This window comes from Bacillus stercoris (genome assembly GCF_029772985.1).
Taxonomy (GTDB): domain Bacteria; phylum Bacillota; class Bacilli; order Bacillales; family Bacillaceae; genus Bacillus; species Bacillus stercoris.
The window spans coordinates 2,987,445-2,999,934 of the sequence record NZ_CP121861.1 but is presented as its reverse complement, the minus strand read 5'-3'; the positions used below and the strand labels follow the sequence as shown (position 1 = coordinate 2,999,934).

The following is a 12,490-nucleotide window of genomic DNA, read 5'->3' as shown; positions in this document are numbered from 1 at the left end:
CCTTTATGATCTTATACGACGCAATCATGTACAAATACCCTGACGCTGTGCCGAGAATGGATTTTGAGCTGAGGAATGACGGTAATGGTTCTTATATTGAAAAATGGAACCTGCGCGCCCCCATCCCAACGCAAAAAGAACTCGAATCCTGGTGGGAGGAGCTGCAAAAAAACCCGCCGTACGAGCCGCCTGATCAGGTGGAGCTCCTCGCTCAGGAGTTGTCGCAGGAGAAGCTGGCGCGCAAGCAGCTTGAAGAGTTGAACAAAACGTTGGGAAGCGAGCTGGCAGATATAAAGCTTTCCATACTTTCTTTGAAAGGAGATCATGCTGAATGAATTATTGGGTGCTTGCCCTCTATTATGAGTGGGCGACAATGGATATGGTGAAACAGGCCTTAGCATATGAAGACTGTTCTATTGAGGATCTTGCAGAAGGTGTGAACAAAAAGCTGATTACAGCTGATCAGTATAAAGAAATTACCGGTAAAGCCATGTAAAGGCTTTTTTATTTTGCCTTTTTTTAAATCAAAGGAGGATGAAAATGGTGAAGTATCAATATGAATTTCCTCTCGATAAGACTGGAAAAGCCGGAGCTGTAAAGCCCTATCGAGGAGGAAAAAATGATTTTGTGACACCTGTTTCGAATTTGTCGGGTGTAGCGGAGGTTTTAACAAATGCTTCCTTAAAGGCGACTGAGGCATACAGCCAGCTCGGGCAGGACAGGCTTGGCGCAGTTCTGATTTCGAAAGTGAAGGGCTGGGCGTATGCAGATCGTGAAGGTACGCTCTTTATAGAAGAAAGTGACAACAACAATGTTTGGACGACGACAGCATCCGTTAATGTCGCAGCAGGTGTCCTGACAGCGACGGACTGGGTATACCTTTCTAAACGCTATTACCGCTTCCGCTATGTGAACGGGAATCTTCAGCAATCAGAGTTTGTATTATACCAATCAGTCGGTGCTGGTGAGATGGATGTGCGTGTCAAAGGAAATACGCCTTTGCAGATTGACTTTCAGGAGAATCAAATACACGATGGACGGTTGAAAGTGGAGTCTCGCAAAACATTTGACTTTGTCTTTCATGAAAATGCAGAGTCCGCCGGCGAGGGTGCTGCTTTACCTGTTGACGGTGCCGGGCATTTACTCGTTGAAGTATACGGCACAGCGGAAATGAGCGAAGTCAAATTTTGGGGGAAATCGGTGTCAGGACAGAAACTACCGATCAGAGGCGTGAAAACTGATGATGCCAGCTCTGCATTGAGTACATTAGGAAAAGCTGAGGCGTGGGCCTTTGATATTAAAGGGTTTAAGGAGATCATCATGGAGATCGTCAGTGTCACCGGCGGTACTCTTTCGGTAAAAGGGACCGCTGTTTCATAACAGTTTTGGCCCTCGGAAGGGAGGTGATCTGCATGTGAAGGAGGAGTAAGTAATGCAGCAAGAGGCAGATGTGAATGTGTTTCAGCAGGATTTAGCAGACATGAAAGGCGAGCACAAAGCGCTTGAGCAGAGGGTTTCCGCATTAGAACGCGTGTCTGACCGTCAAGACCAGCAAATCATGACGCTGAACGAAAAATTAAACAAAATTGAAGAAAACACAACGTGGATCAAACGCACCATCACAGGTGCCATCATTACAGCAGTGTCTACAGGCATCATTGGCGGAGCCATCGCCATTATGTACAGCCTGCTGCAGCATTAAAGGGGGATTTTCATGAACACGTTTGACAAAGGCACGGTCATCAGGACGGTGCTTCTTTTAATTGCTTTAATCAACCAGACCATGTTGATGCTCGGCAAATCACCATTGGACATTCAGGAGGAGCAGGTCAATCAGCTCGCTGACGCTCTTTATTCAGCCGGTTCCATTGCCTTTACAATTGGAACGACACTTGCTGCTTGGTTTAAAAACAACTATGTAACAGAAAAAGGGAAAAAGCAGCGTGACTTGTTAAGAGACAATAATCTGACAAAATAAGGAGAGATGAAAATGGTTAACATTATCCAAGACTTTATTCCGGTTGGCGCAAATAACCGTCCAGGCTACGCAATGACGCCGCTTTACATTACGGTGCACAATACAGCGAATACTGCAGTAGGGGCGGATGCTGCGGCCCATGCCCGCTATTTGAAAAATCCTGATACGACGACAAGCTGGCATTTTACAGTTGATGATACAGAAATTTATCAGCATCTGCCTTTAAATGAAAACGGCTGGCATGCGGGAGACGGAAATGGCAGCGGCAACCGGGCTTCTATCGGTATTGAAATTTGCGAAAATGCTGATGGAGATTTTGCAAAAGCAACAGCAAATGCCCAATGGCTCATCAAAACATTAATGGCTGAACATAATATCAGTCTTGCCAATGTCGTCCCTCATAAGTATTGGTCAGGGAAGGAATGTCCGCGAAAATTGTTAGATACGTGGGATTCGTTCAAAGCAGGAATTGGGGGAGGCGGCAGCCAAACTTACGTCGTGAAACAAGGTGACACACTCACATCGATAGCGAGAGCATTCGGTGTTACGGTTGCTCAGCTGCAAGAGTGGAACAATATCGAAGACCCGAATCTTATTCGGGTTGGTCAAGTATTAATTGTAAGTGCGCCATCGTCCGCTGAAGAACCAGAGCTCTATCCGCTCCCTGATGGTATCATTCAATTGACAACACCTTATACCTCAGGAGAACACGTCTTTCAAGTGCAACGAGCACTTGCGGCTCTGTATTTTTACCCTGATAAAGGAGCTGTCAACAACGGAATTGACGGCATTTACGGCCCGAAAACAGCTGACGCAGTCGCACGTTTTCAGTCTGTTAACGGTCTGACTGCTGACGGTATTTACGGGCCTGCGACGAAAGCCAAGATCGCAGCGCAATTAAGCTGATCACAGACCATAAAAATCCCGGAGCTGGTTCCGGGATTTATTTTTTCTTCTTCAACTTTTTTAAAATTCCTGCACTGCGCTCCCTCACCCGAAGCGAGTACCCGGAAAGCCCAAACTTACCGTAATCAACAAACTTCACACGTCTCACCAATTTTTTCACTGTATCACCTGACATTATCCTCTGTTTGTATTTATTATATGTAACCCATTAAGAAAAGGAATAAGGACAAGAGCTGTTTTCTCTTGTCCTTTTAGTGTGATCATGCTTTTTTTCGTTTATACTCGTCAATCAGCCGTTCGTTTTCTTTGAAGATTCTTGCTGTGTGCGGACTGACTTGATAGCTTGCGACACTGGTGGTTGAACGTTTTTTCAGGATTTTAAACGGTTTGGCCGCTCTGGGCTCGCATCCGTTTTGAAACGCACGTTCCATTATCCTTCACCTTCCTCCTCAATTGGCAGCACCAAATCATATATGCTCGTTAATGACGTAAATAGCAAATAATCAAATTCCGTGACAATGCTGTCAGACGTCAGCTTGATGACATAGTTCTTTGTCTCGATGGTAAAAGGGATGAGAACCATTTTTCCGTATTGGTCGTAATAAACATCCTTTCGATCGAGCCGTGTTTGTACATCTGCCGGATCATCCATATGCTCGGTTAACCGGTCTTTATCAGCCTGTGTCGAATATTGGCAAAGAGAAGCCGTTAAGTTCATTTTATCAGCATAGGTTTTCAGCAGCTTATCAATGCCTTCAGCATAAGCATCTATACTTCCATAATAAACATGGATCGGTTCGTTTTTCAATAGGTATTGGTATGTTTTCAGCCGATTGAGATACATGTGGAGCATTTCGTTGTTTTCTTCAAGAATTTCTCTTGTGTCTGTTTCAAGCTCGCTGCCAGCCAGTTTTTTGACGTATGCACTTAAGAAGATGAAAGCATCAATCAAAGCAAAGCTGACTGCGACAATAAGATACCGATCCCAGTGGGTAAATAGGGAAGTGGGCTCATATGTCCAGTATACCATAGCGCCCAGAACAAACAGCAAATACCATGTTTTCCGGATGGCGGACATTTTTTCTTTGACCTTCGCTTCGAAACGCCACGTGGCATACACGTATAACCCCAGTCCAGCCACAATGCACCAGACCATGATCTGAAAGAATAAAACCATACTCGACTCCCTCACATCTGAAATAGGTTCTGCTTATTGTATTCGAGAGATCCGGATGGTTTTCCTCTTCCATCAAAAAAACCGCTCCTTTGACAGAAGCGGTGTGACATTAAAAAATCATATTTAAAATAAAGTAGGCGATGGCACCAAGTGTCGCAGAAATCGGAAGCGTAATGACCCATGTAATGAGCATTCGCTTGGCCGTACCCCAGTTTACGCCTTTTACCCGGTGTGACGCACCGACGCCAAGAATTGATGAAGAAATGACGTGGGTTGTACTGACCGGCAAATGAATAAATGTAGCGCCGAAAATAATGGCTGCCCCGGTTAAGTCAGCGGAAACCCCGTTTACCGGGCGAATTTTCATGATCTTTCCGCCAACGGTTTTGATGATTTTCCAGCCGCCGATTGATGTTCCTAGACCCATGGCTGTCGCGCAGGCGAATTGCACCCAGGTAGGAATATCGTTAGAAGAAGTATGTAAATTCGCTGTGATGAGAGCCATTGTGATAATTCCCATTGCTTTTTGCGCATCGTTTGTTCCGTGCGTATACGATTGCAGGGCAGCTGTTACAATCTGCACTCTGCGGAATTGCTTGTTTGTTTTCGCCAAATTGCTGTCTTTGAAAATCAGCTTGACGATACTGTATAAAATAAAACCAAGGACAAAAGCGATAATCGGTGAAAAGATCAATGCTTCAATGATTTTAATGAAGCCTTTATAATTTAACGCAGTAAATCCGGCTGCCGCAACGGCTGCTCCGGCAATAGCTCCAATGATGGCATGGGACGAGCTGCTTGGGATGCCGTAGTACCATGTGATAAGGTTCCAGGCAATCGCAGCGACTAGCGCGGCCAGAATTACGACAGAGCCATTTTCCAGTGTATAAGGATCTACAATGTCTTTCGTAATGGTTTTGGCAACACCTGTAAATGTCATTGCTCCGATAAAATTCATCACAGCCGCCATGATAATGGCATGGCGCGGTTTCAGCGCTTTTGTTGATACCGAAGTCGCAATAGCGTTCGCCGTATCATGAAACCCATTGATGAAATCAAACGCCAGAGCACAAATGACTATTAGTATTGTTAATATGAATAGAATATCCATTTTTACCCCTCGTTACGCGTTTTTCATAATGATGGTTTCAAGATTATTGGCAACACTTTGGCAAGAGTCGGCAATTTCTTCAAGCGTTTCATAAATTTCACGATATTGAATAACTTTAATCGGATCTGTTTCATTTCCGAAAAGATTCTTTAATGATTTTCTGTGCAGGTTGTCACAGCTGTGCTCATACTCTTTAATTTTGATAGCGTGAGGCTGAATATCCTTTAACCGGTTTTCTGCCAGCAGTTCAATTGTAATTAAAATTTCTTTCGCACATTCTCTGATGTATCCGCTGAATTTATCGATATGCTCGTCAGATGAGGTAATTGAGAAAATCTCCATCATGGCAGAGAAATGTTCGATTCCGTCAAGCACATCATCCAGGCTGTTTGTCAGCTGAAGGATATCTTCGCGTTCAATAGGAGTGATGAACGCTTTGTTAAGCTCTTTAATCATGACATGAACATGATTGTCACCTTTTGTTTCATATTCCTTTAACGTATCTGCGAATTCTTTAAGCGTCGTTTGGTTTGTGACCTTAAAATTCACAAAATATTCGGCAGTTTCGTCTATGTTCTTTGCAATTTCTGTTAAAAGGAGTGAGAACTTATCTTTTTTTCTTCTTATCATTAAAAACCCTCCATAGTTTGAATGAGACAATGCACACATCAAATTATTATATAGCCTTTTGTCGAAAAAAAACAGGTAAAGTCGAAAAAAACACGGCTTGACTTTTTCTGCAAATCATGTCCCCTTATTTTGACCTACTTCGATTCAAAAAACCGACCCAAGTTTGCAAAATCTTTCTGCTTAACGTAAAAAGTATATCAAAAGTTGTGTTTTTCCTGTCAACTTTTATCTTCTGTTTCACCAAAAAACGGTTCCCTAAACAAGGGAACCGTTTTATCAGCTTGCTTTTCGTTTTTTCATCCAGTAATAAACAGGCAGTCCGGCAAGGCCGATGAGGATGGATAATCCGCAGCTCATTGTATCTGTAATGAGTGTGCTGCCTAATACAAAGAAAGAGCCTGCGATGGCCAAAATCGGCATGAATGGATAAAGCGGAACACTGTAGGCGCGCTTTTCTCCCTTTGTTCGCTTGCGGAGAATAAACACCGCAAAAAAGGCCATCACATAAAAAATGTAGATCATAAAAATAGAGATTTCAGAGAGCTTATCCGGGTTGCTGATCAGCATCATAATCAAAGCCAAAGCAATCTGGAAGGAAATCGCGATCCATGGTGTGCGGAATGTCGGGTGTACATGTGAAAGCTTATCAGCAAATGGAAGCTGTTTGCGTTCCGCCATTGCAAATGAAACACGCGGGAAAGAAAGTACTTTTCCATTTAAACACCCAAAGATGCTGACGATAATTCCGACACTAATCAGCTTTCCGCCAATTGAACCGAACAGCATGGTGGCAGCAGTGCTTGTCGCATTTTCGCCAAGTGTGACAATTTCGTTCGCAGACAGGATGTGAAGCAATGCAAAGTTAATGAAAATATAGATGGCTGTTACGATTAATAATCCGCCCGTCATTGCGCGTGGCAGCAGCTTTTCGGGATTTTTCATTTCTCCGCCTAGAGCGGCCAGAAGAATCCATCCGTCGTACGCAAATAGTGTAGCCAAAATGGCCGCTCCGAAGTTCATATCGGAAATACTTTCGTTTACTGCTGTGAAGATGTGCTGATCACCTTTCCAAAGGCCGAAGATGATGATGCATGCAATCGGAATCAGTTTACCGATCGTTGTCAGCGTTTGGACAAAGCCGCCGTATTTTGTACCGATTATATTAATGACGCATAAAAAGAGAACTGCTATAATTCCGATTGCTTTTGACAATCCAGATCCCCAGCCGAAAAGATTCGCCATTAAAGAGCCAAAATATAAACCCAGCGCGGCTATAATCGCCGGACCGTAAATGATAATCTGCACCCAGCCGCACAAAAATCCCCAAAATTCGCCATACACTTCTTCAAGGTACGTATAAAGCCCGCCGGTTTTTGGAATCTGCGTTCCGATTTCCGCGATTGTCAAACCGCCTGCCAACGTTAAAATCCCGCCTAACAGCCAGGCGAAAAGCGCGGTTTTTGAATCACCTGAATAAGCAAGCACAGCGCCGGGCTTCATAAAAACACCAGAGCCGATAATGGTTCCGATGACAAGAGTAAGGGCAAACAAGAGGCCTATCTCTTTTTTCAAACCGTTGTCTTCAGTATGCATGTCCGTAACCTCCTATGGTGTTGAAGCTTCATGATGAAGAATCTATTTTTTCATATTGTAAACCCTATTTTAGAAAAGTGAAATAAAATAAATTTTCTGATTTTAGATATTTGCTTTTCGTACAGTTGAAAAAACGGTGGAAACGTCTCTTTCAACAACCTATAAACGAATGAATCACATTATTTCTTTTTATAAAGTTCGTGTTTTCTGCAGATGAATTTTAGACGGATCAGAGGAGAGGCAGAAGTCAGAAAATGAACGAACCGTCGGTGAAGCTGATATGTTGACTTTCCCTTGCGAATAAAATACCTTGTTATTAGAACAATAAATAGATAACTATGATATTTTATCTTGAAATCGAGATAAAATGACCTGGAGGGACAGCATATGAAAGTCAACGGCATTCACCATGTATCGGCATTAACGGCCGACGCACAAAAAAACTTGGATTTCTATAAGAAAGTATTAGGATTAAAGCTCGTCAAAAAATCCGTCAACCAGGATGAACCAACAATGTATCATCTGTTCTACGGAGATGAAGTGGCAAATCCGGGAACTGAGCTGACGTTTTTCGAGATTCCCCGCATTGCACCATTTCATGCGGGAACAAACAGTATTTCTTCTATTGGGTTGCGCGTCCCAAGTACAGAAGCTCTGCATTACTGGAAAGAACGTTTTGAAGAGCACGAAGTGGTGCACAGCGGCATCTCAAAAAGAGCCGGACGTGACATATTGGCATTCCAAGATCATGAAGGGCAGCGGCTTGTGCTGACTGCTGATGAGAAAGGAAAAGGATATGGCCTGCCTGTTAAACAGAGCGGCATTCCGGAAGAATTTTCGTTTCGCGGATTAGGACCGGTTGAACTGACTGTGCCATATGCCGAACCAACCTTACACGTGCTGACGAATATTCTTGGATTTACAGAAATCAGCCGTGAACCAGTTGGAGGACAAGGAACCGCTGTTATTTTGGAATCAGGTGAAGGCGGTGCGGCAACGGAAATCCATTTAATAGAAAGAAACGATCTTCCGCGCGAGCGCCAAGGCAAAGGAAGTGTTCACCACGTCGCATTTCGGGTAAGAGATGAAGAAGAACTTACCGGGTGGCACCAGATCATCAGCCGGGAAGGCTTTAGCAATTCTGGCATTGTTGAGCGCTACTATTTCAAGGCGCTGTATTTCAGAGAACCTAACGGCATTTTGTTCGAGTTATCAACAGACGGACCGGGCTTTATGGTAGATGAAAATCTTGATGAGCTTGGCCAAACGATCGCTCTTCCGCCGTATCTTGAGCATCGAAGAGCTGAAATTGAAGCGAAATTGAAACCGATCCAATAAATTGTGATTCATCTGCCTTCCGGCGCCGCCGGAGGGCTTTTTTATTACCATAATTAATTTTGACCTAAACAGCATGCCTTATTAGGGAGGAAATATCAGATGCTGATTGGGAGAAATGGCTTAAAACCCTTTGTAAATATGGGTGATTGGTATGGAATGGCCTCGGCAAAAATATTGTCTTTGTTTATTAATAGTTTATTCATATTTGCTTGTTACACTATTTCCAAGTTAGACAAAAAGGAGTGAAAAACACGTGGAAAAGAAAAAACGCGAGCTGGATATTTTCCTCATCCTCATTTTGCTCGCATCTGCATTCTTAAATATCTATAACATCTGGAATGATGATACGGTGAATCCTTATTACACCGCTGCAGTCACAAGTATGATGCAAAGCTTTCATAATTTTTTCTATGCCTCATTCGACGCGGCGGGGTTTATAACGGTTGATAAACCGCCTATTACGTTCCAGATACAAACCATCAGCGCACTTATATTCGGTATGCACGGGTGGAGCGTCATCCTGCCTCAGGCACTTGCTGGTGTAGGTTCTGTCCTTTTAATGTATCTGTTAATAAAACCGACATTCGGTAAGACGGCAGCAAGAATTGCCTCTTTCATCATGGCATGTACACCGATTGCTGTAGCTGTAGCACGTACAAACAATGTTGATGCATTACTGGTATTTTTCTTATTGCTTGCTACATGGCTTCTCTTTAAAGCGATCAGAAAAGGAAAGCTGATCTGGTTGTTAGCAGCGTTTTTCGTTGTTGGAGTAGGTTTCAATACAAAAATGCTGCAGGCTTACATGATTTTACCGGCTTTCTTATTATTCTATTTGATTGCGGCAAACGCTACGATGAAGAAAAAAATCATTTCGCTGGTAAGTGCGTTAGCCGTATTAGCAGCCGTTTCGTTATCGTGGCCGCTCATTGTTGACAATATCCCTGCAAGCAAGCGGCCTTATATCGGAAGCAGCCAAACCAACTCTGTGCTGGAATTGGCTTTTGGTTATAACGGAATCCAGCGGCTGACAGGCCAAAATTCCGGCAGCGGCCAGGGGGCGCCAAACAAAGACGCTTCAAAAGAAATGTCTTCTTCTGATAACACTCAAGCACCGCCTAATCAGTCATCAAGTGATGACAAATCCTCAAATGGAAATATGACGGCACCTCCATCCAATGGCCAAATGCCAAGCGGAGGAGAAATGCCAAGCGGCGGTCAAGGAGGCCCTCCAAGCGGCGGAGATGGCGGCCAAGGAGGACCTGGCGGAGACGGAGGGAAAGGCGGAACAGGAACCGGCTCAAAAATGCAATCAGGTTCAGGAATGTTTGGAACGGGAACACCTGGTCCACTGCGGCTTTTCCAAACAGAGTTATCTGATCAAATCAGCTGGCTTCTGCCATTTGCGATTTTTGGAATCGCAGGCTTACTGATCGCTGGCGCGAGAGAAAGAAGAAGATTATCTATAGAGCAGAAGGAAACGGTGTTCTGGGTAGCGTGGCTTGTACCGATTGCCGGATTCTTCAGTGTCGCAGAATTTTTCCATCATTATTATCTCATCATGCTGGCACCGCCGATTGCGGCTCTTGTCGGTGCGGGGTGGGTTGCCCTTGTTCATCTGTACCGCAATCAGACAGGCTGGAAATCATGGCTTCTGCCAGGCGCAATCATTGCGACAACTGGATTTGAATTGTTTATTCTCAGAAACTACAACGATCAAATCGGTGTTGGATGGAGTATCGGGGTAGGGGTTATCGGCGTGTTGTCAGCGATTGCTTTGCTGCTGTTCAAACAGCGCCAAAAACCGATCAGTTATTATACTTCGCTTGCAGCTCTTCTCGCATTGCTGGTGATGCCGATATATTGGGCAAGCACACCGCTATTGTACGGCGGCAACAGTTCACTGCCTGAAACAGGCCCTCAGCTCGCATCGATGAGCGGACAAGGCATGGGAATGTCTGATGCGACGGTAAATGAAAAACTGATCAAATATCTAGAGGAGAATAACGCCGGAGCTGAATACCTATTCGCCACAACCGATTCGAACACAGCGGCGCCATATATCATTAAAACGAAAAAAGCTGTCATGGCTATTGGCGGATACAGCGGTTCTGACCCGGCGATCACGCTGACTCAATTTAAAAAGCTCGTAAAAGAAGGAAAAGTGAAATACTTCTTGGCTTCAGGAATGGGGAAAGGCGGAAACAATGACATTGTCGAATGGGTTGAGAAAAATGGAAAAGAAGTAGCATCAGAAAAATGGCAATCAAGTTCTGATCAAAAAACAGAAGATACTGATTCAGCTGATACATCAAGCAACAGCAAGGCTTCAGGTCAAACCGGCAAAATGGGCGGCGGGCCTGGCGGAATGAACCAGTCAGCAACATTATACGAACTAAATGCTGATGAATAGGAGGAAAAAACATGAGCAGACATATTCAATATTCAATTGTTGTACCTGTGTATAACGAAGAGCTTGTCATTCATGAAACCTATCAGCGCTTAAAAGAGGTCATGGATCAAACGAAGGAAAACTACGAGCTGCTTTTCGTCAATGATGGCAGCAAAGATCGCAGTGTTGAGATTTTAAGAGAGTACAGCCTGATCGATCCGAGAGTAAAGATTATAGACTTTTCAAGGAATTTTGGGCACCAGATCGCCATTACAGCGGGTATGGATTATGCACAGGGGAATGCCATCGCCGTTATTGACGCCGATTTGCAGGACCCTCCTGAGTTAATTTTAGACATGATTGAAAAGTGGAAGGAAGGCTATGAGGTCGTATACGCCGTACGTACAAAACGAAAAGGGGAAACCTTTTTCAAAAAACAGACTGCAGCTATGTTTTACCGGCTTCTCAGCAGCATGACAGATATTGATATCCCGATTGATACCGGGGATTTCCGCCTCATGGACAGAAAAGTCTGTGATGAAATGAAAAAATTAAAGGAAAAAAACCCTTTTGTCCGAGGACTCGTCAGCTGGGTAGGCTTCAAACAAACGGCAGTTGAGTATGTACGTGATGAAAGGCTTGCCGGAGAAACGAAATACCCGCTTAAGAAAATGCTGAAGCTTTCAATGGACGGCATTACGACATTTTCACATAAACCGCTGAAGCTGGCAAGCTATGTCGGGGTCTTAATGTCAGGAGCAGGATTTCTGTATATGTTTATCGTGCTGTATCTGAAGCTGTTCACCGACAGCACGATTACCGGCTGGTCATCACTTATTGTGATCCAGCTCCTGTTCAGCGGCATTGTCCTTCTGATTCTCGGCATGATCGGCGAATACATCGGCAGAATCTATGATGAAGCCAAAGACCGGCCGCTTTACATCGTACAGAAATCGTACGGGATTGAAAATAAAAGACTCTATAGAGACCAGCACATGTCATAACCTTAAAACCTCTGTTCTTAACGGACAGGGGTTTTTTTATGTTCTGCCGATCAAAGTGAAAAATGCGAATGGATATATGGAATAAGAGAAGGCAGAAGAGATTTCGGGCTTGCACTTCGGTTCACTCACGCTGAAAGAAAAACGGCAAAGCCTAATCGTTTACGTCTTAGGCTTTGCCGCATGTCAACTATTATATTGGGGGGCTTTTAAGAAACGCATGATCACTGCTGTACCAGTGACGTTTAATAGAATACTGGCACCCAGTACAACTCCCCATGCCAACGTCGCTTCAGAGAGAAGAAAGCTCAGCAAAAGAAAAGCTAATCCTGCGCAGATCATACTCAATCCCGCGGTTTTCATG

Annotated in this window: 17 protein-coding genes; 10 read left to right on the top strand and 7 right to left on the bottom strand. The window is 44.1% G+C overall.

The window, feature by feature from the left end:
* The first annotated feature begins 5 nt into the window (after positions 1 to 5).
* The 6 genes from QA442_RS15610 to QA442_RS15585 are packed head-to-tail and all read left to right on the top strand — an operon-like array spanning position 6 to position 2,884.
* On the top strand, positions 6 to 335 hold the full coding sequence (locus tag QA442_RS15610) for an XkdW family protein (RefSeq protein WP_040083361.1): 330 nt from the start codon (positions 6 to 8) through the stop codon (positions 333 to 335).
* Positions 332 to 496 (top strand): XkdX family protein, encoded by a 165-nt coding sequence (locus QA442_RS15605; protein ID WP_040083360.1) that lies wholly within the window; start codon positions 332 to 334, stop codon positions 494 to 496. The genes QA442_RS15610 and QA442_RS15605 overlap by 4 nt, the downstream gene beginning before the upstream one ends.
* Before the next feature lie 44 nt (positions 497 to 540).
* On the top strand, positions 541 to 1,380 hold the full coding sequence (gene xepA, locus QA442_RS15600; RefSeq protein ID WP_095431471.1) for a phage-like element PBSX protein XepA: 840 nt from the start codon (positions 541 to 543) through the stop codon (positions 1,378 to 1,380).
* Positions 1,381 to 1,432: 52 nt separating this feature from the next.
* The gene (locus tag QA442_RS15595; RefSeq protein WP_003232655.1) at positions 1,433 to 1,702 is read left to right on the top strand and encodes a hemolysin XhlA family protein; all 270 of its coding nucleotides are present in this window, start codon (positions 1,433 to 1,435) and stop codon (positions 1,700 to 1,702) included.
* Positions 1,703 to 1,714: 12 nt separating this feature from the next.
* Positions 1,715 to 1,978, top strand: coding sequence for a phage holin (locus QA442_RS15590; RefSeq protein ID WP_003232653.1), 264 nt, complete (start codon positions 1,715 to 1,717; stop codon positions 1,976 to 1,978).
* 12 nt (positions 1,979 to 1,990) lie between these two features.
* The gene (locus tag QA442_RS15585; protein WP_095431470.1) at positions 1,991 to 2,884 is read left to right on the top strand and encodes an N-acetylmuramoyl-L-alanine amidase; all 894 of its coding nucleotides are present in this window, start codon (positions 1,991 to 1,993) and stop codon (positions 2,882 to 2,884) included.
* Positions 2,885 to 2,921: 37 nt separating this feature from the next.
* Here QA442_RS15585 and spoIISC read toward each other — a convergent pair whose 3' ends face one another.
* The 6 genes from spoIISC to steT all read right to left on the bottom strand — a co-directional run bounded on the left by spoIISC (position 2,922) and on the right by steT (position 7,395).
* A complete protein-coding gene (gene spoIISC, locus QA442_RS15580) occupies positions 2,922 to 3,059 on the bottom strand; it encodes a three component toxin-antitoxin-antitoxin system antitoxin SpoIISC (RefSeq protein WP_136654612.1) in 138 nt (45 codons plus the stop codon).
* 85 nt (positions 3,060 to 3,144) lie between these two features.
* Positions 3,145 to 3,315, bottom strand: coding sequence for a three component toxin-antitoxin-antitoxin system antitoxin SpoIISB (spoIISB, locus tag QA442_RS15575; protein WP_003239095.1), 171 nt, complete (start codon positions 3,313 to 3,315; stop codon positions 3,145 to 3,147).
* Entirely contained in the window at positions 3,315 to 4,061 is a 747-nt protein-coding gene (gene spoIISA, locus QA442_RS15570; RefSeq protein WP_095431469.1) for a toxin-antitoxin-antitoxin system toxin SpoIISA, read from the bottom strand. Before spoIISA ends, spoIISB begins: the two co-directional genes overlap by 1 nt.
* 109 nt (positions 4,062 to 4,170) lie before the next feature.
* Entirely contained in the window at positions 4,171 to 5,172 is a 1,002-nt protein-coding gene (locus tag QA442_RS15565) for an inorganic phosphate transporter (RefSeq protein WP_014663667.1), read from the bottom strand.
* Between the two features lie 12 nt (positions 5,173 to 5,184).
* Entirely contained in the window at positions 5,185 to 5,802 is a 618-nt protein-coding gene (locus tag QA442_RS15560; RefSeq protein ID WP_003218470.1) for a DUF47 domain-containing protein, read from the bottom strand.
* Between the two features lie 276 nt (positions 5,803 to 6,078).
* On the bottom strand, positions 6,079 to 7,395 hold the full coding sequence (gene steT / locus QA442_RS15555; RefSeq protein WP_014663668.1) for a serine/threonine exchanger: 1,317 nt from the start codon (positions 7,393 to 7,395) through the stop codon (positions 6,079 to 6,081).
* 387 nt (positions 7,396 to 7,782) lie between these two features.
* On the opposite strand from steT, the gene QA442_RS15550 reads away from it, so the two are divergent.
* The 4 genes from QA442_RS15550 (at position 7,783) to QA442_RS15535 (ending at position 12,129) form a co-directional block, all read left to right on the top strand.
* A complete protein-coding gene (locus QA442_RS15550; protein ID WP_095431468.1) occupies positions 7,783 to 8,733 on the top strand; it encodes a ring-cleaving dioxygenase in 951 nt (316 codons plus the stop codon).
* Between the two features lie 99 nt (positions 8,734 to 8,832).
* Entirely contained in the window at positions 8,833 to 8,979 is a 147-nt protein-coding gene (locus QA442_RS15545; RefSeq protein WP_141237713.1) for a hypothetical protein, read from the top strand.
* A gap of 7 nt (positions 8,980 to 8,986) precedes the next feature.
* On the top strand, positions 8,987 to 11,146 hold the full coding sequence (locus QA442_RS15540; protein WP_095431467.1) for a glycosyltransferase family 39 protein: 2,160 nt from the start codon (positions 8,987 to 8,989) through the stop codon (positions 11,144 to 11,146).
* Positions 11,147 to 11,157: 11 nt separating this feature from the next.
* On the top strand, positions 11,158 to 12,129 hold the full coding sequence (locus QA442_RS15535) for a glycosyltransferase family 2 protein (RefSeq protein ID WP_095431466.1): 972 nt from the start codon (positions 11,158 to 11,160) through the stop codon (positions 12,127 to 12,129).
* Between the two features lie 183 nt (positions 12,130 to 12,312).
* Here QA442_RS15535 and QA442_RS15530 read toward each other — a convergent pair whose 3' ends face one another.
* Entirely contained in the window at positions 12,313 to 12,489 is a 177-nt protein-coding gene (locus QA442_RS15530; protein ID WP_176465936.1) for a hypothetical protein, read from the bottom strand.
* Between the last annotated feature and the right edge of the window lies 1 nt (position 12,490).

Bases quoted from the DNA above. Each gene is read 5' to 3' on its own strand.
- xepA (WP_095431471.1), top strand. From the start codon at position 541: ATGGTGAAGTATCAATATGAATTTCCTCTCGATAAGACTGGAAAAGCC.
- QA442_RS15610 (WP_040083361.1), top strand. From the start codon at position 6: ATGATCTTATACGACGCAATCATGTACAAATACCCTGACGCTGTGCCG.
- QA442_RS15550 (WP_095431468.1), top strand. From the start codon at position 7,783: ATGAAAGTCAACGGCATTCACCATGTATCGGCATTAACGGCCGACGCA.
- QA442_RS15545 (WP_141237713.1), top strand. From the start codon at position 8,833: ATGCTGATTGGGAGAAATGGCTTAAAACCCTTTGTAAATATGGGTGAT.
- QA442_RS15595 (WP_003232655.1), top strand. From the start codon at position 1,433: ATGCAGCAAGAGGCAGATGTGAATGTGTTTCAGCAGGATTTAGCAGAC.
- QA442_RS15605 (WP_040083360.1), top strand. From the start codon at position 332: ATGAATTATTGGGTGCTTGCCCTCTATTATGAGTGGGCGACAATGGAT.
- spoIISB (WP_003239095.1), bottom strand. From the start codon at position 3,315: ATGGAACGTGCGTTTCAAAACGGATGCGAGCCCAGAGCGGCCAAACCG.
- QA442_RS15530 (WP_176465936.1), bottom strand. From the start codon at position 12,489: ATGAAAACCGCGGGATTGAGTATGATCTGCGCAGGATTAGCTTTTCTT.
- steT (WP_014663668.1), bottom strand. From the start codon at position 7,395: ATGCATACTGAAGACAACGGTTTGAAAAAAGAGATAGGCCTCTTGTTT.
- QA442_RS15590 (WP_003232653.1), top strand. From the start codon at position 1,715: ATGAACACGTTTGACAAAGGCACGGTCATCAGGACGGTGCTTCTTTTA.
- spoIISC (WP_136654612.1), bottom strand. From the start codon at position 3,059: ATGTCAGGTGATACAGTGAAAAAATTGGTGAGACGTGTGAAGTTTGTT.
- QA442_RS15535 (WP_095431466.1), top strand. From the start codon at position 11,158: ATGAGCAGACATATTCAATATTCAATTGTTGTACCTGTGTATAACGAA.
- QA442_RS15585 (WP_095431470.1), top strand. From the start codon at position 1,991: ATGGTTAACATTATCCAAGACTTTATTCCGGTTGGCGCAAATAACCGT.
- QA442_RS15560 (WP_003218470.1), bottom strand. From the start codon at position 5,802: ATGATAAGAAGAAAAAAAGATAAGTTCTCACTCCTTTTAACAGAAATT.
- QA442_RS15565 (WP_014663667.1), bottom strand. From the start codon at position 5,172: ATGGATATTCTATTCATATTAACAATACTAATAGTCATTTGTGCTCTG.
- spoIISA (WP_095431469.1), bottom strand. From the start codon at position 4,061: ATGGTTTTATTCTTTCAGATCATGGTCTGGTGCATTGTGGCTGGACTG.